Source organism: Streptomyces sp. ML-6, assembly GCF_030116705.1.
Taxonomy (GTDB): domain Bacteria; phylum Actinomycetota; class Actinomycetes; order Streptomycetales; family Streptomycetaceae; genus Streptomyces.
Window position 1 is genome coordinate 4,452,271 of the sequence record NZ_JAOTIK010000001.1, and the last position, 21,159, is coordinate 4,473,429.

The window sequence follows — 21,159 nt, forward strand, 5'->3', positions numbered from 1 at the left end:
CCGTGGACGGACGCCCTGTGCTGGTCTGTACGCAGTACGAGGACGCGACCGCCGATCTGGTCATCGCGGAGTTGAACCGGCGCCGGGTACCCGTCCTCCGGTTCGACCCCGGACGGGACTTCCCCGCCCCCGCCACGCTTGCCGCACGCATCGCGCCGGGTGGATGGGGCGGACGGCTCACGGTCGGGGAGCGCACGGTCGACTTGTCCGCCGTGCGTGCCCTGTACCACCGTCGCCCGAACCCCTGCCCGACGGACAGCGGCGAGCAGGGGGCCCGGTTTGCCGCGCGGGAGAACCGACGTGGCCTGGGTGGTGTGCTCGGTGCGCTGCCGGGGTGTCTGTACCTGAGCCATCCGCAGGCCATCGCACGGGCGGAGTACAAGCCCGCGCAGCTGGCTGCGGCGGCCCGAGGCGGCCTCATGGTCCCCGCCACATTGATCACGAACGACCCGGCGGAGGCCAAGGCGTTCTGCGATGAACAGCCGGTCATCTACAAGCCCCTGCATGCCGGTGCGTACGACGTCGAGGGCGAGCCCGCCGGAATCTGGGCCGCCCCGGTCGAGGCGGGCGAGATCGACGACGCGGTGAGCCACAGCGCGCACCTGTTCCAGGCGCGGGTGCTCAAGGTGGCGGACGTGCGCGCGGTCGTCGTCGGCGAGCGGGTGTTCAGCGCCCGGATCACCGCGCCGCCCGGGGTCGTGGACTGGAGAGCCGAGTACCAGAGCCTCGCCTACGAGCCGATCGACTGCCCGGAGGAGGTACGTGGGGTTCTGGTGCGGTTCCTCGCGGACTTCGGGCTGAACTTCGGTGCCTTCGACTTCGCCGTGACCGGGGACGGCGTGTGGTGGTTCCTGGAGTGCAATCCCAACGGGCAATGGGCGTGGCTCGAAGGGGTGGCCGGACTGCCGATCACCGCCGCGATCACGGACCTGTTGGAGACCGGAGAACGGAGCGAGCTGTCATGACCAGCCCCTCGGCCTCGGAACGCCTGCGGGCCGACCTCGTGCGGCGGCTGTCCGGGGCCGGCACTCTGCGCAGCCCCGAATGGGAGGCGGCCGTCATGTCGGTGCCCCGGGAGGCGTTCCTCTCGCGGGGCTGGTTCGAGTACGAGGAGGGCGGCTGGTACCGCCCGGCGTCCGGGGACTCCTCGGAGGGGCTCGCGCGGATCTACGAGGACGACACCCTCGTGACGCAGGTCGCCGGAGGAGTCTTCCCCGACCAGGTAGAGGGGCGTGTCGCCGCAGCCCCCTCGTCGTCGTCCACCTTGCCGGGGCTGGTCGTGCGGATGCTCGAAGAGTTGCGGGTGACCGAGGGGATGCGCGTTCTTGAGATCGGCACGGGCACGGGGTACTCGACCGCGTTGTTGTGCCATGCCGTCGGTGAGGACGGCGTGACCACGGTCGAGGTCGACGCCGAGGTGTCCGCCCGTGCCGGGATCGCGCTCGCCGGGGTCGGGCACCGGCCTGTTCGTGTGGTCGGCGACGGCCTGGTGGGCTTCGAGGGGAACGGCCCGTACGACCGGGTGATCGCGACATGCGGTGTGCACACGGTGCCCGCCCGCTGGCTCGCGCAGACCCGGCCCGGCGGCGAGGTCCTGGTCACGGTCGCGGGATGGATGAACGCGTCCGAACTCGTACGCCTCACGGTCCGCGACGACGGAACGGCCGACGGCCCGGTTCTCGGGGGGCAGGTCTCGTTCATGTTGGCCCGCCCCCAACTCCCGCCACCGCTCGGTATGTTGCCGGATATCGACGTAGGTGAGGCCGTGTGGACCGGACTCGGTGCGGACGTGCTCGACGACTGGACGGCCCGATTCGTCGCGCAGTCCGCCGCTCCGTACGCACAGCGGCTGACGCTGAGACGCGGCGGCCGGACGGAACACCTCGTGATCGACGTGAGCACCGGATCGTGGGCAGCCGTCTTCCAGGACGTACGGGGCGGAGCACGGTGGCTGGTCCGGCAGGGCGGCCCGGGGCGTTTGTGGGACGAGATCACCGAGCGCGTCACGCGGTGGCGGGCGGACGGGCGCCCGTCCGCCGACCGCATGCGGCTGCATGTCGGACCCGACGGGCAACGCCTCACCTGGGCTTGATCGCAGGCCGACACGACTGTGGTCGCGTTGTTACAGTGCCCGAAGATCTGAAGATCTCACGGGAGAAGGCGCAACGATGGTGGAAAAACCGGTACTTGCCGTCTCGTCGGGCGATCTCACGCGACTTGCGGGCGACTTGAGCGAGATGCAGGACCACCTGGACAAGCAGGTCAGGCGGATGGACGCCATCGTGGACCGGATCGAATCCGGCTGGCGCGGCGAGGCGGCCAAGGGCTATCGGGCCCTCCACAGGGGAGCTGCCGAGGACGCTGTACGCATCAGGGAGATCCTCAAGGTTCTGGAGGAGGCCGTGCGAATGGGGCGGGACGGCTTCACGGAGCAGGACCTGGACGTGCTCCGATCCATGCGATCGGTCCAGGCCGAAGTCGATGTGGTGGCCGAGGCACGTGAGCTCTCCGAGGGCACTGCCCCGCCGTACAGCAAGATCAACGACCTCTGAACGAAGACCCCGGGGGAGCCCCACGTGTCCAACGACCACATAGGTGTCACCTTTTCCACCCTGCGAGAACTGGCCGGCGACCTCGAGGACATACTCAAACAGCTCAACGAGAGGCTCGAAACGCTTTACGGAAGAACCGAGAAGGTGGTTCTCACGTGGGAAGGGGAAGCCCGGGACGCGTTCGTGGACGAGCTCGACAAGTGGGACCGTCAGATGCAGGACCTGCAGGCGGCCCAGGCATGGCTGCACGAGGTCGTCACCACCGGTCACAGCAACTACGCGGAAGCCCACCGGGCCGTTCTGCGCGGTTGGGGGGCTGCCTGATGGCCGAACCGTCCTCCAGCCCTTCCCCCTCGGCCATGCCCTCGGCCGGCAGCGGCTCACCGAAGGGGCCCTCGGACAGTGGTTCCGAGCCGGCTCCGGAACCCTCGCCCGGTTCGCTCAAGGACCCCCAGGGGCGGGACATATCGCGTCATGACACCGGTTCCGCCGAGCGGGAGCGCAAGAGGAACGTCGAGGCGCTCAAGCCCGCGACTCCTCCGGACGGCAATGGCGGGTTCGATATCTCGCCGGGGCACGTCTACTACGCCTCAGGTCTCGTCAGTAACGAGCAGTTCGAGTTCGACAAGTCCGCGAGACGGTTGGTCGATGCGGTCGGAGGGTGGAGCCAGACCCAGGTGGCAGGGCGGGGGCACGGCGCTGACGCCTTCGCCGCGGCCTACGCGGATGTAGCCGAAAGTTTTCTCCAGCTGTGGGCCAAGAGCATCATGAGCATCGAAGGGGTCATCGTCGGCCTCACGGTGACGGCCAACAACTACCAGCGGGCGGACTGGGCCTCGCGGGATGCCGGCCGCCGGAACCGATGGGAGGAACCTCCGTCCAGGAACCCGCCGGTCAGCGTGGGCAGGACGACGTACAAGCCGGTGTCGTCGATCAAGTGGACGGGGACGGGCGACGACTCCGGCCCGATCCTCGCGTGGGCCGGAGACGGCCCGGACTGGCTCTCCCGACAGATCGACGAGGCCATCGAGCACGTCCTCAGGCTCGGAAAAACCGTGGAGATCACCCCCGGTGCCAAGACGGAGCATTTACGGGCCATCGGTGACGCATGGCTCGCGGCCTCGAAGGCGGCGAAAGCCTCCGCCACCAACTTCACTTCGTGCATCGCCTACCTCACCGACGGCGGCAACAGTGAGTGGCAAGGAGCGATGAACTCCTTCTGCCAGTCGATCTGGGGCACGACGGCCTGGGGCGGCAGCCGAAGGATCTCCGACGCGAAACCGGCACCCCGCGGTGCTGCGGACGCCCGGGAGTGGAGAACCAACCCTTCCGAGTCGCCAGCCGGCAGACGACCCATCATTGAGGTTCTCGCGCGAACCGGCGAAACGTTGCACCGGGCCTTCCACGACGCGGCGGACGCGGCGGACAAGTCTCGGGAGACCACCTCGCGGCTCGCGGCGGAGGCGGCAAACGCCACGGTCAAGGACCTGACGGTGGACATCGACTTCGGCGAGCTGACCAGGCTCGGTGCCACGCTGGCGTTCGGGGAGATCACGGCCACCTTCGCCAAGCACATGGACAAGGAAGGTGCGGACGCGGCGGTGGAAGCCTGCCATGCCGCCTTCCACGAAGCAGCGAAGACAGTGAGAGGACTCGAACCCGAACTGAAGGAAGCCTCGTTGAGCGCTCCGACGTTCGCGGCGGAAGAGGCGCGTGCCCGCGCGTTCGGCGCTCGGGCGCTCGACGAGTTCAAGCCGCGCCATCGCTGGTCCCGGCCGGGCAACGCGGATATCGGTGTCTACGAAATCGATCTGGCCTCGACCGAGTGGCTGGAGAACTCGCACACCGTGAACAAACATGTCGGCCTGACGGACGAACAACTCGCCCAACGCCTGCGGGACGACCTGAAGAAGGGGCCCCGGCCCGGAACCGAATGGGAGTACGGGCAGCCAATGGTTGCCAGAGCCTCTGCCTTCAAGGACATCGATTCGGCTCAGCGAATGACCCAGTACACCATCGACGCGAACCAAGATTCCATCGATCGTTGGATCGAGAGGCAACCCAAAAAAGGTGAACGACTGGATATCCGGGTGGCTCACACCGCTGATCCGGATGAGTACAGCGGCCGGAGCATCGACAAGGCCGAGATGAAGGGTTCTCCGTTTCCTGTAGACAAGGCGATTAACGTGAAGGGGGTTGAAACGCGCCTCGTGTACAATCCCGATCTGGATCCGCCGTTCACTGTGCTGTCGTCCATGCCTGCCGATCCCAAGAATTTGAAGGATAAATGACGTCGAATTTGGAGGTGAGTTTCAAATGCGGCAGAATTTGATGGATTATTTCAGCCTCCAGGGTGCGCGCAGTGCGCTTTCCTTGTTCTCTTACGGCGGTTTGCCCAGTGATCCAGGTGAGTGGAAGAGGAAGCTGGCGCCCACTGTGCGTGGCTTGCGCTACGCCGAGGATGGGGGTGGGAGGAGCTGCTACGAAGTCTCCTACCAGTTGCTCAGGGCTGCTGATATTTTCAGCGTCGATCCTGATGCGCGCGCGCTGAAGAATATCCCGACGGCGGTTCCTCGCGACCGGACTCCCGAAATTTATCGAGATATCGCTGCATATATTCTTGATCAGAATGATTTGCTGCTTGACGATGAGTATCGTCAGGGTCGGATGACTGCCCATGAGATCTCGCTCAGATTTCCACGATTCAGTCAGTTCTTGCCCATTTACTTCGGGCAGGACGGGGTGGCGATCTCCGATGACATGCAGTTCTCGACCATCGAGGAGGGTATTGCCTTGGTCATCGAGGAAGCTCACCCTCATTGCATGTGGAGGCTTCCTGGCTTGGCTGCCGAAAGCTATGAGGCCCTGGCGCTGTTCCAGAACGACGAAGACGCGATGGACCGATTCTTCTCCTCCGTTTTCGGTGGGGGATCGGGTAGAGCCGACTTCGTCGACTTCTTTCCTCTGCTCGCCCGCTCGATCATCGACCACCTTGCCGCCGAACACCCCCCTGTGTGGCCGGAAAGGGACTGACGTACACATCATGCGGACCCGCAGTGCGACGTACACCGATCGTGAGACCGCCCAATGGGCCACTCAGCAGGTCGTGACCGCCAATGAGCAGACCATCCACCACTGGCTGGCCCAGTCGACGCGGCAGCGTCTCACCATCGAGGCGGCGTGGCCGTCCCGTCCCGAGCCGGTCGGGCGTGTGCTGCTGCAGGCGATGATGCTGGCCGGGCGCCCCGCCGTCGATGTGCGCGCCGCACGGGTTGTCCTCAGGCGCGACCCCACACGGCCCCACGGCTTTGTCGTCCACTCCACCGTTCCGATCTACCTCTAGAGGCGCCCGTGTCCCTCAAGCCGCTCGAACACGACCGCAAGTACGGCGAGTTGGACCAAGTCATTCGTGCCTATCTGGGGCGGGCCGCCGGTGACGAGGAGGCCATCACCGGCTATCTGCGCCACACCTGGCGCACGCGTCCCTGGGCCATCGCCACCGCCGAGTTCCAGCTTCGCGAGTACGCACACAACCCTCCGGGGCGGCTGCGGCTGCGTCTGGGCGAGTTCTACCCCGTGCCCGATGTGGGGTTGCCGGACACGGAGATCCAGGCATGGCTGTTGATGCTTGCGGACCGGCTCAAGGAGAGCATCGAGACCGGACAGGCCCCACCGCCCGCACCGCCACAGACCCACTGGGAGTGGCGCGCCCGTTTTCCGGAACTCGCGCAATTGCTGGGTGGTTGGTATTCGCAGGACATGCCGGACGAGTTCGCGAGCCACGAGGCCGCGTTCCAGGACTATCTGGACGGTACCGACGCCGGGCTGGTGGCCCAGCTCGCCGGTGAGCTTCGCGATCTGCTCGCGCTTCCCGTCGAGGAAATCGACTACGTCACGGGGCTGGCCGAACTCGGTCTGGAGGTCGAGCCGCCCGCCCCGCTCAGCGCGGTCGGGTGGCTCGTCGAACTTGCTCGGGAGGTCGACCGGTACTGACCTTGCGGGCCGGGCCCTGGATGTGGCCGGTTCCGTTCCCTCGCGTTCCTCCCGGCCCGAACCTCTCGGTGGCCGACGGCCGGCGACCGCAGCTCGAAGTCACCCCCGGAGCCGGGCCATTGGGCCCGGTACTACGCTGGGGCCGTGATGAGCAAAAGGGCAGGTGGGTGGTTGCTCGGCGCTGTTCTGGCCGCTTCCGTGGCAGTCGTCTCGGGGTGTACGGCCCCGGTGGATGTCGGCAAGTTGCCCGGTGTGTACCGCGACGAAGAGACGGGCAGCGAGGTCCGGCTCGATTCCGAGGGGACTTTCTCCGCCACCGACGTATCGATGGGTGAGGGCTCCGGGCCGGCCGACTTCAGCGGTCGATGGGAGTTCCACGACAGCCAGACGTCCAGCGATTTCGTCTATCTGTCGGTCGAGGACGGTGGACTCGGCAAGATCGGCGGCGTCCAGCTCTACACGAAGGGCGAGGGGACGGTGTACTTCCAGTTCGATCCGGACGGGCCGCCGACCCTGGAGCTCGACAGGGCGGACGCACCGTAAATCCCGCGCGCCGGGGCGGGGGCGTGGTGCCGCCGCCTCCGTAGCTCCGGCGCGGGTTGGTCAGCCGGCAGCAGTGTTCCGGCGCACGATCTCGTGGGCGAGGGCGGCGAGGGCCGGCAGGGCCGGGTGGCCGGGGGCGTCGCGGCGGGCGAGGAGTACGGGGACGGGCGGGGCGTCGACCAGGGGGCGGTAGGCGACCCCGGGGTGCGGGTGCATGGCGGCGGTGGACGCGGCCGAGACCCCGATGCCCCGGCCCGCCGCGATGGCGGCCAGCCAGTCGTCGGTGTTGGCGACGGTGAGGCTCGCGGCGGGTCTGGCGTGCGGCGGCCACAGGTCCATGGTGGTGGTGCCGGACACGGTGTTGAGGACGACGGTGTCGTCCACCAGGTCGGCGAGCCGGAGCGTGGTGCGGGCGGCGAGCGGGCCGTCCGCGGCGACCGCCGCCATCCGGTCCTCGTCGAACAGCACCTCCGTGACGAGCCCCGGAGCCTCCACGGGCCCCCGCAGCAGCGCGGCATCGACCTCGCCGCGGGTCAGCCCGGCGGTGCGGTCGTCGATCCGCAGCAGTTCGAGCGGCGTCCGCGGGTACCGCTCCTGCCAGCGGCGCAGCAACGGCGTGGTGTACGGGCCGAACGCCGACCAGGCGTGCCCGAGCCGCAGGGGCCAGTGCCCCGGCCCGCCGGGGGCGAGCGCCTCGTCGAACGCGGCGACCGCGACGGCGGCCTTGTCCCGGAAGGCGATGCCCTCGGGGGTGAGGGTCAGGTGATGGGTGGACCGGTCGACGAGCCGGATGCCGAGGTGCTGTTCCAGGGCGGCGAGTGTACGGGAGACCGCGGGCTGGGTGAGGCGGAGACGGGCGGCGGCGCGGGTGACGTTGCCCGCGTCGGCGATGGCCAGGAAGGCGCGCAGATGGCGGATCTCGATGCCCCGGCCGGGGTCGCGGCCCGGCCGTCCCCCGCCGTGGTGGTTGTCGTCCTGTCCCGGCCGTCCCCCGCCGTGGTCGTCGTCATCGCGTCCCGGGCTCATGCGTGGGGAGCATAACGGGAGCCCAGTAGGCATTTCACGTGCCACGCGGAGACACCTACCGTAAGAGGGACATACGTGACGGGAGCCCGGCGCGTGCGCCTCGGACGACACGTGGGACAACGCGTCGGACCGTACTCCCGAACCCGCTCCCGGCCCGGCTTCCGGACCCAGAAGGAACACCGCAGGTGAACGACCGACGTAGAGCAGCAGGGGTGGCAGCCGCGGAGCGGGCCGCCGTCGTGGCCGTACCCGAGGCGGTCGCCGCCCCGGGCGGGCGGCCGGGGCCGGACCGCCCCGGCGGCCGGGCGGCGGCGCTCGCCCCGGTCGCGCTGGTCGTCGCGGGCGGCCTCTCCGTGCAGTTCGGCTCCGCCGTCGCGGTCCTGCTGATGCCCCGCGCCGGTGCGCTCGGCGTCGTCACCCTCCGCCTGGCCGTGGCCGCCCTCGTGATGATGCTCGTCTGCCGCCCGAAGCTGCGCGGCCACTCGCGCGCCGACTGGGGCACCGTCCTCGCCTTCGGGGTTGCCATGGGCGGCATGAACACGCTCTTCTACCAGGCCGTCGACCGCATTCCGCTGGGCGCGGCGGTCACCCTGGAGGTGCTGGGCCCGCTCGTCCTCTCGGTGGTGGCCTCCCGCCGCCTGGTCAACCTGGTGTGGGCGGGCCTCGCGCTGGGCGGGGTCGTGCTGCTGAGCGGGGGCGGCTTCGACCGCCTCGACCCGGCCGGTGCCGCCTACGCGCTCGGCGCGGGCGCCATGTGGGCGGCGTACATCGTCTTCAGCGCCCGCACCGGCCGCCGCTTCCCCCAGGCGGACGGCCTGGCCCTGGCCCTGGTCGTCGCCGCGGCCTTCTCGCTGCCCCTGGGCGTCATGGAGGCGGGCTCGAAACTGCTGGTCCCGTCCACGCTGGGGCTGGGCGCGCTGGTGGCGCTGCTGAGTTCGGTACTCCCGTACACCCTCGAACTCATGGCGCTGCGCCGCCTGCCCGCCCCCACCTTCGCGATCCTGATGAGCCTGGAACCGGCCATCGCGGCCACGGCCGGCTTCCTGGTCCTCGACCAGGCCCTGTCGACCACCGACGCGCTGGCGATCGCCCTCGTCATCGGGGCGAGCATGGGCGCGGTGCGCAGCCAGGCGCGGCGCGTGAAGGCCCGCGAGACGCGGCGCGTGAAGGCCCGCGAGCACGGCTGACGCGTACCGGGCCGGCATACATCGATCGGAGTACGTGACTGCTCCGATGGCGCAGGTCCGGGTGACGCGGTGGGGACGATGCCCCGGCAGGGGGCGAAAACCTACCGTCGAGCCTCATGACGAAGACAATTTCCACGAAGACGAGTTCTCTGGCCGGCTTCGCGATCGCCGCCCTCGCCCTCACCGTGTCCGACGTGGTCAACGAGGGGTACGACCCGTTGGCCGAGACGGTCAGCAGATACGTCAACCTGCCGCACGGCTGGCTGGTGACCGTCGGCCTCCTGGGGTTCGCCCTCGGCTCGGCGGCCCTGGCCGTACGGACCGTCCGGGCCGGAGGCGGCGGACGGGCCGAGGGCGGTGGACGGAGCGGGTGGCTGCTGGGCTTCTGGGCGGGGTGCGTACTGGTCGCCGCGGTCTTCCCGGCCGACCCGCCGGGCGGCTGGGACCGTCCCTCGACCGCCGACACCGTGCACGGGGTCGCGGCCTGGGCGGGGTTCCTCGCGCTGGCGGTGGCGATCGTACGGTTGACCGTGAGGTGGCGGCGCGAGCCGGCGCGGGCGTCCGGGGCGCGTGGGCTGACCATGCTCGCGTGGGCGTCGTCGGTGGCGTTCGTACTGTTCGCCGCGGCGATGGTGGACCGGGCCGCCCTCACCCACACCGCCCCGCTGGGGCTGGCCGAGCGCGTCGTCATCGCGGTGGACCTGGCCTGGCTCGCGCTGGCCGCCGCCACCACCTCGGCCGCTCCCCGGCCCGCCGCGTCGGGCACCATGAGCCGCATGACGCCGGGCCTCACCAAGTGAGTTCACGCAGGAGTGCACGGACGCGTACACGGGCGAGCGCATGGGCGGGGGCATGGATGAGTGCAGGGGCGGGCGGGCGGACGGCCTCGCGCGTGAGCGCACGCGCGAGTGCGTACGCGAGCGCATGCGTGGCTTCGCTTTCGTGGAGCAGTGGCAGCAGTCGGCGGGCGCGGCTGGTGGACGTGACGCTGGCGCTGCTGACCGCCGTGGCCGTCGGCGCGGGCCCCGCCGCGATGGGCGCGCCGCTGTCGTGGAACGGCACGTTCAATCTCGGGGCGGCCCTGGGCGGACTGCTGTTGGCCCGCAGGCGTCACCCCCTGCTCGTGCTCGTCCTGTCCGCCGCCGTGCTCATCGGCTGGCAGAGTGCCGGTCTGTTTGAGGGCGGGTGGATCTGGCCGCTGACCGCCGCCCTGTTCACCGCCGCGATCGGCCACCCCGGCCGGTCCGCCGGTGTCGGGGCCCTCGTCCTGACGTACGGCCTGACCCCGCAGGGGCCGGGCGGTCCGGAGACCCTCGCCCGGGGCGGCGTCGAACTGCTCTGGCTGGCCCTGGTGCTGGCCGCGGCGAACGCCTGGCGCCAGTACGGTCGTTGGCGTGCCGAGCACCGGGCCCGTCTCGTGCAGCTGGAGCAGACCCGGCTGGCCGAGCAGCGCCTGCGCATCTCCCGGGAGGTGCACGACGTGGTCGCCCACACCCTGGCCGTCGTAGGTGTCCACCTGAACGTCGCCGTCGAGGCCCTGGACGATTCGCCGGAGGAGGCGCGCGCCGCGCTGCGCACCGCGATTGCCGCGCGCACGCAGGCCATGAGTGAGCTGAAGGCGTTCGTCGGTGAGCTCCGGGAGGCGCCGCACCAGGGCCTGGAGTCCGTCGTCGATCTGGTCGAGCAGGCCCGGACCGCCGGGCTGGAGGTGCGCCACGACCTGGAGGGCGACAGCGGCGCGGTCCCCGCGGCCCAGGCGCTCACCGCCTACCGCGTCGTCCAGGAGGCCGTGGTCAACACCCTGCGCCACTCCGAGGCGGGACGCCTCACCATTCGAGTACGGGTCCGTTCACGGGAGTTGGAGGTGACGGTCACCGACGACGGGCGGGCAGTGACGTTCTCCGAGGGGCACGGCCTGACCGGGATGCGCGAGCGCGTCACGGTGCTGGGGGGAACGCTGCGCATCGGCGTCGGCGCCAACGCCGATGCGGAAGCCGGTACCGACGCGGGTTTCGTCGTGAAGGCCGTTCTGCCCCTGACGACTGCATGACAGGCTGGCCCCCATGACCACAAAAGTGCTGCTCGTCGACGACCAGGCGCTGGTACGGGCGGGATTCCGCAGCCTGCTCGGCCGGGCCAGGACACTGGCCGTCGTGGCGGAGGCCGCCTCGGGGGAGGAGGCGGTACGGCAGGCGGCCCTGCACCGGCCGGACGTCGTGCTGATGGACATCAGGATGCCGGGAACGGACGGCATCGAGGCCACCCGCCGCATCCTGGCCGAGCTGCCGGCGACCCGGGTGATCATCCTGACGACGTTCGACACCGACGAGCACGTCTTCGAGGCGCTGCGGGCGGGCGCGAGCGGGTTCCTCACCAAGGAGGTCGAACCGGCCGAACTGCGGCGGGCGGTCGAGGTCGTCGCGGCGGGCGACTCCCTGCTGTCGCCGGGCGTCACCCGCCGCGTCGTCGAACGCTTCGCGCACCGCCCCCGCGCCGCCGCGACCCTGGCCGCGCTGACACCGCGCGAGAGCGATGTGGTCCGGCTGGTGGCGGAGGGGCTGTCCAACGACGAGATCGCCGCCGCGCTGGTGATCAGTCCGCTGACCGTGAAGACCCACATCTCCCGGGCGATCACCAAGCTGGGCGTGCGCGATCGTGTGCAACTCGTCATCCTCGCCTACGAGGAGGGCCTGGTCGGCGGCGTCGCCCCGCGCGGGAACGGGTGATCCCCGAGGCCCGTTCCCCCTCGGCGGGGGATCGGGCCCGCGGCCGACGCCAGCCCTTGTCGACCGGCCGCGCGCGGGGGATCATGGCAGGTCGTACGCATCCGGGCACAAGGGCATCCGAGCGTGCGGACATACGGGAGTTCGGCCGCCGGGGACCGTGGTGACCGGAGCCGAGCAGGGATCACACCGGGGGAGTCCATGGCCGTCCTCGCCGCCGTCTACTTCGTCCTCGCCGTGGGCGCGGCCGTGATGTTCGGAAAGAGCACGGACCGTCTCCTCCAGGGCCCCCGGCTCCGGGCCCTCTGGGCCGAGGGGCTCACCGCCGAGGCCCGCTGCACCGCCGTGCGCGCCGAGGAGGCCCAGGACGCCGAGGGCGGCTTCGTCGTGCACAAGTACCCCACCCTGGAGTTCCGCACGGCTGACGGGCGCACCGTCGTCTTCGAGGAGCGTCAGTCACGTATCGAACCGGCCGTGGGCGAGTTCGTGACCGTCCACTACGGCGCAGCCGACCCGGAGGGGAACGCGACCACCCGGACCCCGTCCTTCTTCGTGCTCCACGCCAGGGCCGTGATCACCGGGGTGGGCAGTGTCTTCGCCCTGATCACGGCGGTCGTCCTGGCCCTGGTCCTCTGACTTCTCGAAGCCCCTGATCCGCCGCCTGGACCGGGGCCGGCCCCGGTCCTGGTCCAGGCCCCGGTCGCCCTCACTCCGGGTTGACGGTGTCGAAGTACAGGGTGTCCGTCGCCGCGTCGAGGAAGAACCGCCCCCGCGTCACGCCGTCCACCGGGCCGGGCCCCAGGAGCAGCGCGTCGTAGGAGGCGCTGGTCAGCCACCGGGCGTGCGCGGGCAGGAACGCGGCCAGCACCTCCGGCACCCCGGTCGGCCCGGCCGGTCCGAAGGCGTGCGCCGGGTCCGCCGCGGTCCGGGCCGCGGCCCCGGCGGGCAGCCGGGCCACGCCCACCACCCGGTAGCGGGGGTCCGGGCTCGGCAGGTACGAACGGCCCTCCGCGTCCTGGTCGTACGCAAGCCAGTGCGCCCCGCGCAGCCGCCCCGCCTCGCCGAACCTGCGTTGCAGCGGGGCGAGATCCGTCCGTACCCGCTCGCGGTCCGGCACGGGTTCGTCGTCGGTCGACGCGTACACCGCCACCGTCCCCCCGACCGCTGCTGCCGCCGCGACGCCGATGCCCAGCGCCAGCCAGGCGCGACGGCTCGGCCCCCTCGAACGCTCCATGCCCGTGTCCCCCGCCGTGCGATGTGCTGTCGGTTCCGTCGTCGGCCGCGAGCGTAACCCCGGCGAGGGCGCTGGAGTCCGGAGAGGGCCGAACCGTCGGAGGAAGAACCGGTCCGGCGGAAAATAATGCAAGCATGCTTGATTGTTTATTGGTCCGCTGCCATGCTCCTGGGCACACCGCCACGCCCCGAGGGAGTGCACCGTGTCCGACGCATCGGCCGTGACCGCCGCCGTACTCGACGACCTGCGCCAGGAGAGCGAGGAACTCGGCCTGCTGGTCGCCGGGGCGGACGCGGCCCGCTGGGCGGCGCCGACCCCGGCCGAGGGCTGGACCGTCGCCCACCAGATCGCGCACCTGCACTGGACCGACCGGGTCGCCCTGATCGCCGTCACCGAGCCGGACGCCTTCGCCGCCGAGGTCGAGAAGGCGCTCGCGAACCCCGGGACGTTCGTCGACGAGGCCGCCGGGGAACTCGTCGCGCTGCTGCCGCCCGAGGAACTGCTCACCCGGTGGCGCGAGGGCCGGGACCGGCTGGGCGCGGCCCTGGGCGCGGCCCCGCCGGGCGTGAAGTTCCCCTGGTACGGGCCGCCGATGAGCGTCGCGTCGATGGCGACCGCACGGCTCATGGAGACCTGGGCGCACGGCCAGGACGTCGCCGACGCCCTCGGCGTCACCAGGACCCCCACCGCCCGGCTGCGGCACGTCGCCCGGATCGGGGTGCGGGCCCGCGGCTACGCCTACCTGGTACGGGGGATGCGGGCGCCCGAGGAGGAGTTCCGGGTCGAGCTCGACACCCCCGACGGCGGGACGGTCGCCTTCGGACCCGAGGACGCGCCGCAACGCGTCACCGGGCCGCTCCTCGACTTCTGCCTGCTCGTCACGCAGCGCGCGCACCGCGACGACCTCGCCGTCCGGGCGGTCGGCCCCGACGCCGACCGCTGGCTCGACATTGCCCAGGCGTTCGCCGGACCCGCCGGACCGGGCCGCGCGCCGAAGCGGGGGGACGGCGAACGGGGGGACGCCAAGTGACCGACGCACAAGGGCGGCACGCGCCCGACGCGCAGGGGCGGCACGCGCCCGACGCACAAGGACGGTACGCGCCCGACGCACAGGGACGGCACGCGCCCGACGCACGGGGACAGCACCCCACCGACGTACTGCGCATCGGCAACGCCTCCGGGTTCTACGGCGACCGCTTCGACGCCATGCGCGAGATGCTCACCGGCGGCCCCCTCGACGTCCTCACCGGCGACTACCTGGCCGAGCTGACCATGCTCATCCTCGGCCGGAGCATGCTCAAGGACCCCGCACGCGGCTACGCCACCACCTTCCTGCGCCAGCTGGAGGAGGGCCTCGGGCTCGCCCACGAGCGCGGGGTGAGGATCGTCGCCAACGCGGGCGGCCTCAACCCCGCCGGACTGGCCGACGCCGTACGGGAGTTGGCGGACAAGGTCGGCGTCCCGGTGCGGGTCGCCCATGTGGAGGGCGACAGCCTGCCCGTGCCCGAGGGGTTCCTCACCGCCAACGCCTACCTCGGCGGCGCCGGGATCGCCGCCTGCCTCACCGCCGGCGCGGACGTCGTCGTCACCGGACGGGTCACCGACGCCGCCCTCGTCACCGGCCCCGCCGCCGCCCGCTTCGGCTGGGGGCCCGACGACCTGGACGCCCTCGCCGGGGCCGTCGTCGCCGGGCACGTCCTGGAGTGCGGCACCCAGGCCACCGGCGGCAACTACGCCTTCTTCCGCGGCCACGACCTGCGCCGCCCCGGCTTCCCCGTCGCCGAGATCCACGCCGACGGCTCGTCCGTCATCACCAAGCACGACGGCACCGGCGGCGTCGTCGACCTCGGCACCGTCACCGCCCAACTGCTGTACGAGACGGGCGGCGCCCGGTACGCCGGACCGGACGTCACCGCCCGGCTCGACACCGTACGACTGACCCAGGACGGCCCCGACCGGGTCCGGATCTCCGGGGTGCGCGGCGAGGCCCCGCCGCCCGCCCTCAAGGTCGGGCTGAACCGGCTCGGCGGCTGGCGCAACGAGGTCGTCTTCGTGCTCACCGGCCTCGACATCGAGGCCAAGGCGGAGCTGGTGCGGGAACAGTTCGCCGACGCCCTCGCCCGCTCCGGCACCGCCCCGGACGAGGTGCGGTGGGAGCTGGCCCGCACCGACCGGGCCGACGCCGCCACCGAGGAGACCGCGAGCGCGCTGCTGCGGCTCGTCGTGCGCGACCGGGACCAGGAGATCGTCGGGCGCGCGGTCTCCGGCGCCGCGATCGAGCTGGCGCTCGGCAGCTACCCCGGCTTCCACGTCACCGCCCCGCCCGGGAAGGGCGCCCCGTACGGGGTGTTCGAGGCCCGGTACGTACCGGCCGGCGAGGTCGCGCACGTCGCCGTACTGCCCGACGGGCGGCGCGAGGTGCTGGAGCCGCCCGCCCGGACCCGGGCCCTGGAGGACGCCGAACCGCCGTCCCTGCCGCGGCCGTTGGAATCCGGGCCCACCCGTCGCGCGCCCCTCGGGCTCGTGGCCGGAGCCCGCAGCGGCGACAAGGGCGGGGACGCCAACGTCGGGGTCTGGGTCCGCGACGACGCGGCCTGGCGGTGGCTGGCCCACGAACTGACCGTCGAGCGGTTCCGGGAACTCCTCCCGGAGACCGCCGGCCTCACCGTCGTACGCCACGTCCTGCCGAACCTGCGCGCCCTGAACTTCATCGTCCACGGACTGCTCGGCGAGGGCGTCGCCGCCCAGCACCGGTTCGACCCGCAGGCCAAGGCGGTGGGGGAGTGGCTGCGCTCCCGCCACCTGCCCATCCCCGTATCCCTGCTGGAGACCGCCCCCGTACCACCGGAGGCGACCGCATGACCGGCCCCGTAGCAGCCCGAGGCGACCGCATGACCGCCCACGTACCACCGGAGGCGCACGCATGACCGTCCTGCCCACCGCGCTCGACACCGCGGCGCCCGAGTACGCCGCGAACCGCGCGGCCATGCTCGCGAAACTCGACGAACTGGCCGCCGAACACACCAGGGCGCAGGCCGGCGGCGGCGAGAAGTACGTGGCCCGGCACCGCGCCCGCGGCAAGCTCCTGGCCCGGGAACGGATCGAGCTGCTGATCGACGAGGACACCCCGTTCCTCGAACTGTCGCCGCTCGCCGCCTGGGGCAGCGAGTACACCGTCGGCGCCTCGCTCGTCACCGGCATCGGGGTGATCGAGGGCGTGGAGTGCCTGATCACCGCCAACGACCCGACCGTGCGCGGCGGCGCTTCCAACCCCTGGACGCTGAAGAAGGCCCTGCGGGCCAACGAGATCGCCTTCGCCAACCGGCTGCCCTGCGTCAGCCTCGTCGAGTCCGGCGGCGCCGACCTCCCCTCCCAGAAGGAGATCTTCATCCCGGGCGGGGCCCTCTTCCGCGACCTCACCCGGCTCTCCGCCGCCGGCATCCCCACCGTCGCCGTCGTCTTCGGCAACTCCACCGCCGGCGGCGCGTACGTCCCCGGCATGTCCGACCACACCGTCATGATCAAGGAACGGTCCAAGGTCTTCCTCGGCGGACCGCCCCTGGTGAAGATGGCGACCGGCGAGGAGAGCGACGACGAATCGCTCGGCGGCGCCGAGATGCACGCCCGCACCTCCGGCCTCGCCGACCACTTCGCCGTGGACGAGCAGGACGCGCTGCGGCAGGCCCGCCGGATCGTCGCCCGCCTCAACTGGCGCAAGGCGCACGCCGATCCGGGCCCCGCCGAGCCGCCCAAGTACGACGAGGACGAGCTGATCGGCATCGTCCCCGGCGACCTCAAGGTGCCCTTCGACCCGCGCGAGGTCATCGCCCGGCTCGTCGACGGCTCCGACTTCGACGCGTTCAAACCGCTCTACGGGACCAGCCTGGTCACCGGCTGGGCCACTCTGCACGGCTACCCCGTCGGCATCCTCGCCAACGCGCAGGGCGTGCTGTTCAGCGAGGAGTCGCAGAAGGCCGCGCAGTTCATCCAGCTCGCCAACCAGCGCGACATCCCCCTGGTGTTCCTGCACAACACCACCGGCTACATGGTCGGCAAGGAGTACGAGCAGGGCGGCATCATCAAGCACGGCGCCATGATGATCAACGCGGTGTCGAACTCGAAGGTCCCCCACCTGTCCGTCCTGATGGGCGCCTCGTACGGGGCCGGGCACTACGGCATGTGCGGCCGGGCGTACGACCCGCGCTTCCTCTTCGCCTGGCCGAGCAGCAAGTCCGCCGTCATGGGACCGCAGCAGCTCGCCGGGGTGCTGTCCATCGTCGCCCGCGCCTCCGCCGCCGCCAAGGGCCGGCCCTACGACGACGAGGCCGACGCCGGACTGCGCGCCATGGTCGAGCAACAGATCGAGTCCGAGTCGCTGCCCATGTTCCTGTCCGGGCGGCTGTACGACGACGGGGTCATCGACCCGCGCGACACCAGGACCGTCCTCGGGATGTGCCTGTCCGCGATCCACACCGCCCCGGTCGAAGGCGCCCGCGGCGGCTTCGGAATCTTCCGGATGTGAGGCGAGGGATGACCGAGATGATCTCCACACTGCTCGTGGCCAACCGGGGCGAGATCGCCTGCCGGATCTTCCGGACCTGCCGGGCCCTCGGCATCGCCACCGTCGCCGTGTACTCCGACGCGGACGCCGACGCCCTCCACGTGCGGGAGGCCGACACCGCCGTACGGCTGCCGGGCGCCGCCCCCGCCGACACCTACCTGCGCGGCGACCTCGTCGTCGCCGCCGCGCTCGCGGCCGGCGCCGACGCCGTCCACCCCGGCTACGGCTTCCTCTCCGAGAACGCCGGCTTCGCCCGCGCCGTCCAGGACGCCGGACTCGTCTGGGTGGGGCCGCCGGTCAAGGCCATCGAGCTGATGGCGTCCAAGACCCGCGCCAAGGGACTGATGGCCGCCGCCGGGGTGCCGCTGCTCGCCCCCGTCGACCCGGCCCGGGCCACCGCCGACGACCTGCCGCTGCTCCTCAAGGCCGCGGCGGGCGGCGGCGGACGCGGCATGCGCGTCGTGCGCGAACTCGCTTCTCTGGAATCCGAGTTGACGGCCGCGGGCGCCGAGGCCGCCGCCGCGTTCGGGGACGGCGAGGTCTTCGCCGAGCCCTACGTGGAACGCGGCCGGCACGTCGAGGTCCAGATCATGGCCGACGCGCACGGCGGGGTCTGGGCGCTCGGCACCCGCGACTGCTCGCTCCAGCGCCGCCACCAGAAGGTCGTCGAGGAGGCCCCCGCACCCGGTCTCGACGACGCGCTGCGCACCCGGCTGCACGACGCCGCCACGGCCGCCGCACACGCGGTCGGCTACCGGGGCGCGGGCACCGTCGAATTCCTCCTCTCCGCCGACGGACGGCCGTACTTCCTGGAGATGAACACCCGCCTCCAGGTCGAACACCCCGTCACCGAAGCGGTCTTCGGACTCGACCTCGTCGCCCTGCAACTGCGCATCGCCGAGGGCGAACCACTGCCCGCCCCCGCACCCCCGAAGCCGCACGGCCACGCCGTCGAGGCCCGCCTCTACGCCGAGGACCCCGCCCACGACTGGCAGCCGCAGACCGGCACCCTGCACACCCTGGACGTGCCCGCCGCCCCCGGAATCCGCCTCGACACCGGCTACACCGACGACGACACCATCGGCGTGCACTACGACCCGATGCTCGCCAAGGTCATCGCCCACGCCCCCACCCGCGCCGAAGCCGTACGCCTGCTCGCCCGCACCCTGGAACGCGCCCGGATCCACGGCCCCGTCACCAACCGCGACCTGCTCGTACGGTCCCTGCGCCACCCCGACTTCCGCGCCGCCCGCCTCGACACCGGCTTCTACGACCGCCACCTCACCTCCCTCACCCCCGGCCCGGACGGGGCGGATGGGCCGGATGGGGCGGATGGGCCGGGCGGGCCGGGCGGGGCGGACCGGCACCTCGCCGTCCTGGCCGCCGCCCTCGCCGACGCCGCCGCCCGCCGGCAGGCCCCCGGCCCCGTACCGGCCCGCCTCGGCGCCTGGCGCAACCTCCCCTCGCAGCCCCGGACCAAGCGCTACCGCGCCGAACCCGACGGCACCGAGTACGAGGCCGCCTACCGCACCACCCGCACCGGCCCCGTCCCCGAAACCGGCGAACGCGTCGTCGCCACCGCCCCCGACCACGTCACCCTCGAAACCCCCGACGGCCTCACCCGCCACTTCCGCATCGCCGTCCACGGCGACCGGACGTACGTGGACACCGCCACCGGTTCGCACACCCTCACCGCCCTGCCCCGCTTCACCGACCCCACCGACCGCACCGAACCCGGCTCGCTGCTCGCCCCCATGCCCGGCACCGTCGTCCGGGTCGCGGACGGCCTCGCCACCGGGGCCGCCGTCACCGCCGGACAGCCGCTGATCTGGCTGGAGGCGATGAAGATGGAACACCGCATCCTCGCCCCCGCCTCCGGCACCCTCACCGCACTCCACGCCGCACCCGGCCGCCAGGTGGAGGTCGGCGCCCTGCTCGCCGTGCTCGCCGAGACCGCGCACGCCGAATCCGTAGATGTAGACGCAGATGCAGACATAGACACAGACGTAGACACAGACGTAGACGTAGACGCCGAGGAGAAAGCATGAGCACCGTCAGCACCGCCGGCACCGTCCTCGAAACCGAGGAGCACCAGGCCCTGCGCGCCGCCGTCGCCGCCCTGGGAAGGCGCTACGGGCGGGACTACATGACCTCCGTGATCCGCGACGGGGCCCACCCGCGCGAACTGTGGGCCGAGGCCGCCAAGCTCGGCTACCTCGGCGTGAACCTCCCCGAGGAGTACGGCGGCGGGGGCGGCGGAATGGCCGAACTCTCCATCGTCCTGGAAGAGTTGGGTGCGGCCGGCAGTCCGCTGCTGATGATGGTCGTCTCCCCGGCGATCTGCGGCACCGTCATCGCCCGCTTCGGCACCGAGGAACAGAAGCGCACCTGGCTGCCCGGCCTCGCCGACGGCAGCCTCACCATGGCCTTCGGCATCACCGAACCCGACGCCGGCTCCAACTCCCACCGCATCACCACCACCGCCCGCAGGGACGGCTCCGGGCCGGACGCCGACTGGCTGCTCACCGGCCGCAAGGTCTTCGTCTCCGGCGTCGACATCGCCGACGCCACCCTCGTCGTCGGCCGCACCGAGGACGCCAGGACCGGCAAGCTCAAGCCCTGCCTCTTCATCGTCCCGCGCGACGCCCCCGGCTTCGGCCGCTCGCAGATCGACATGGAACTCCAGGCCCCGGAGAAGCAGTTCGAACTCGTCCTGGACGACGTACGGCTGCCCGCCGACGCCCTGGTCGGCGAGGAGGACGCCGGACTCCTCCAACTCTTCGCCGGACTCAACCCCGAACGCATCATGACCGCCGCCTTCGGCATCGGCATGGGCCGTTACGCACTCGACCGCGCCGTCGACTACGCGAAGACCCGGCAGGTCTGGAAGGAACCCATCGGCTCCCACCAGGCCATCGCCCACCCCCTCGCCCAGGCCCACATCGAACTGGAACTGGCCCGGCTGATGATGCAGAAGGCCGCCAGGCTCTACGACATCGGCGACGACATCGGCGCGGGCGAGGCCGCCAACATGGCGAAGTACGCGGCCGGCGAGGCCTGCGTCCGGGCCGTCGACCAGGCCGTGCACACCCTCGGCGGCAACGGCCTCACCCGCGAGTACGGCCTCGCGTCCCTGATCACCGCGGCCCGCGTCGCCCGGATCGCCCCCGTCAGCCGGGAAATGATCCTCAACTACGTGTCCCACCAGTCCCTGGGTCTCCCCAAGTCCTACTGACAGGGCCCATCCTGTCCCTCCACACCGTGGACGCGGCGGTGGCGCGGCCCCCGGCACCGCCGCACCACCGCCCTTCCACGGCTCGCCGCACCCGTTGCTCCGAAG

The 21,159-nt window shown here is 71.5% G+C and carries 21 protein-coding genes; 19 read left to right on the forward strand and 2 right to left on the reverse strand.

Translation table 11 applies throughout. The annotated features are described in order from the left end of the window. The first annotated feature begins 2 nt into the window (after positions 1–2). The 9 genes from tgmB (at position 3) to OCT49_RS19865 (ending at position 7,088) form a co-directional block, all read left to right on the forward strand. Positions 3–965, forward strand: a complete 963-nt coding sequence (gene tgmB / locus OCT49_RS19825; RefSeq protein WP_283853196.1) for an ATP-grasp ribosomal peptide maturase — start codon at positions 3–5, stop codon at positions 963–965. Then, a complete protein-coding gene (gene tgmC / locus OCT49_RS19830; RefSeq protein WP_283853197.1) occupies positions 962–2,092 on the forward strand; it encodes an ATP-grasp peptide maturase system methyltransferase in 1,131 nt (376 codons plus the stop codon). The genes tgmB and tgmC overlap by 4 nt, the downstream gene beginning before the upstream one ends. A gap of 76 nt (positions 2,093–2,168) precedes the next feature. Next, the gene (locus tag OCT49_RS19835; RefSeq protein WP_283853198.1) at positions 2,169–2,552 is read left to right on the forward strand and encodes a WXG100 family type VII secretion target; all 384 of its coding nucleotides are present in this window, start codon (positions 2,169–2,171) and stop codon (positions 2,550–2,552) included. Positions 2,553–2,576: 24 nt separating this feature from the next. Further along, entirely contained in the window at positions 2,577–2,876 is a 300-nt protein-coding gene (locus tag OCT49_RS19840; protein ID WP_266491388.1) for a WXG100 family type VII secretion target, read from the forward strand. Then, entirely contained in the window at positions 2,876–4,843 is a 1,968-nt protein-coding gene (locus OCT49_RS19845) for an RNase A-like domain-containing protein (protein WP_283853199.1), read from the forward strand. The genes OCT49_RS19840 and OCT49_RS19845 overlap by 1 nt, the downstream gene beginning before the upstream one ends. Before the next feature lie 25 nt (positions 4,844–4,868). Next, entirely contained in the window at positions 4,869–5,585 is a 717-nt protein-coding gene (locus OCT49_RS19850) for a hypothetical protein (RefSeq protein WP_283853200.1), read from the forward strand. Between the two features lie 10 nt (positions 5,586–5,595). Next, complete coding sequence (locus tag OCT49_RS19855; RefSeq protein ID WP_283853201.1) at positions 5,596–5,895, forward strand: RNase A-like domain-containing protein; 300 nt, start codon at positions 5,596–5,598, stop codon at positions 5,893–5,895. Positions 5,896–5,903: 8 nt separating this feature from the next. Continuing rightward, on the forward strand, positions 5,904–6,545 hold the full coding sequence (locus OCT49_RS19860; RefSeq protein ID WP_283853202.1) for a contact-dependent growth inhibition system immunity protein: 642 nt from the start codon (positions 5,904–5,906) through the stop codon (positions 6,543–6,545). A 252-nt stretch (positions 6,546–6,797) separates the two neighbouring features. Then, positions 6,798–7,088: a hypothetical protein gene (locus OCT49_RS19865; protein WP_283853203.1), complete on the forward strand. Its 291-nt coding sequence runs from the start codon at positions 6,798–6,800 to the stop codon at positions 7,086–7,088. Between the two features lie 60 nt (positions 7,089–7,148). Here OCT49_RS19865 and OCT49_RS19870 read toward each other — a convergent pair whose 3' ends face one another. After that, entirely contained in the window at positions 7,149–8,012 is an 864-nt protein-coding gene (locus OCT49_RS19870) for a LysR family transcriptional regulator (protein WP_283855864.1), read from the reverse strand. A gap of 287 nt (positions 8,013–8,299) precedes the next feature. Between OCT49_RS19870 and OCT49_RS19875 the strand changes: the two genes are divergently transcribed. From OCT49_RS19875 to OCT49_RS19895, 5 genes are all read left to right on the forward strand, one after another. Then, the gene (locus tag OCT49_RS19875) at positions 8,300–9,301 is read left to right on the forward strand and encodes an EamA family transporter (protein WP_283853204.1); all 1,002 of its coding nucleotides are present in this window, start codon (positions 8,300–8,302) and stop codon (positions 9,299–9,301) included. Positions 9,302–9,417: 116 nt separating this feature from the next. Further along, on the forward strand, positions 9,418–10,101 hold the full coding sequence (locus tag OCT49_RS19880; RefSeq protein WP_283853205.1) for a DUF998 domain-containing protein: 684 nt from the start codon (positions 9,418–9,420) through the stop codon (positions 10,099–10,101). Between the two features lie 128 nt (positions 10,102–10,229). Then, a complete protein-coding gene (locus tag OCT49_RS19885) occupies positions 10,230–11,351 on the forward strand; it encodes a sensor histidine kinase (RefSeq protein ID WP_283853206.1) in 1,122 nt (373 codons plus the stop codon). A gap of 13 nt (positions 11,352–11,364) precedes the next feature. After that, on the forward strand, positions 11,365–12,027 hold the full coding sequence (locus OCT49_RS19890) for a response regulator transcription factor (protein WP_283853207.1): 663 nt from the start codon (positions 11,365–11,367) through the stop codon (positions 12,025–12,027). A 198-nt stretch (positions 12,028–12,225) separates the two neighbouring features. After that, positions 12,226–12,660 carry a DUF3592 domain-containing protein gene (locus OCT49_RS19895; RefSeq protein WP_283853208.1) on the forward strand — a complete coding sequence of 145 codons (435 nt, stop codon included), beginning with the start codon at positions 12,226–12,228 and terminating at the stop codon, positions 12,658–12,660. A 70-nt stretch (positions 12,661–12,730) separates the two neighbouring features. Here the strand turns inward: OCT49_RS19895 and OCT49_RS19900 are convergent, their stop codons facing one another. Beyond that, positions 12,731–13,258, reverse strand: coding sequence for a hypothetical protein (locus OCT49_RS19900; protein WP_283853209.1), 528 nt, complete (start codon positions 13,256–13,258; stop codon positions 12,731–12,733). A gap of 202 nt (positions 13,259–13,460) precedes the next feature. Between OCT49_RS19900 and OCT49_RS19905 the strand changes: the two genes are divergently transcribed. The 5 genes from OCT49_RS19905 (at position 13,461) to OCT49_RS19925 (ending at position 21,054) form a co-directional block, all read left to right on the forward strand. Then, positions 13,461–14,288, forward strand: a complete 828-nt coding sequence (locus OCT49_RS19905; protein ID WP_283853210.1) for a TIGR03084 family metal-binding protein — start codon at positions 13,461–13,463, stop codon at positions 14,286–14,288. 128 nt (positions 14,289–14,416) lie between these two features. Then, a complete protein-coding gene (locus OCT49_RS19910; protein WP_283855865.1) occupies positions 14,417–16,120 on the forward strand; it encodes an acyclic terpene utilization AtuA family protein in 1,704 nt (567 codons plus the stop codon). 61 nt (positions 16,121–16,181) lie between these two features. Beyond that, entirely contained in the window at positions 16,182–17,780 is a 1,599-nt protein-coding gene (locus OCT49_RS19915; protein ID WP_283853211.1) for an acyl-CoA carboxylase subunit beta, read from the forward strand. A gap of 17 nt (positions 17,781–17,797) precedes the next feature. Continuing rightward, the gene (locus OCT49_RS19920) at positions 17,798–19,867 is read left to right on the forward strand and encodes an ATP-binding protein (RefSeq protein ID WP_283855866.1); all 2,070 of its coding nucleotides are present in this window, start codon (positions 17,798–17,800) and stop codon (positions 19,865–19,867) included. Next, positions 19,864–21,054, forward strand: coding sequence for an acyl-CoA dehydrogenase family protein (locus OCT49_RS19925; protein WP_283853212.1), 1,191 nt, complete (start codon positions 19,864–19,866; stop codon positions 21,052–21,054). The genes OCT49_RS19920 and OCT49_RS19925 overlap by 4 nt, the downstream gene beginning before the upstream one ends. The last annotated feature ends 105 nt before the right edge of the window (positions 21,055–21,159 follow it).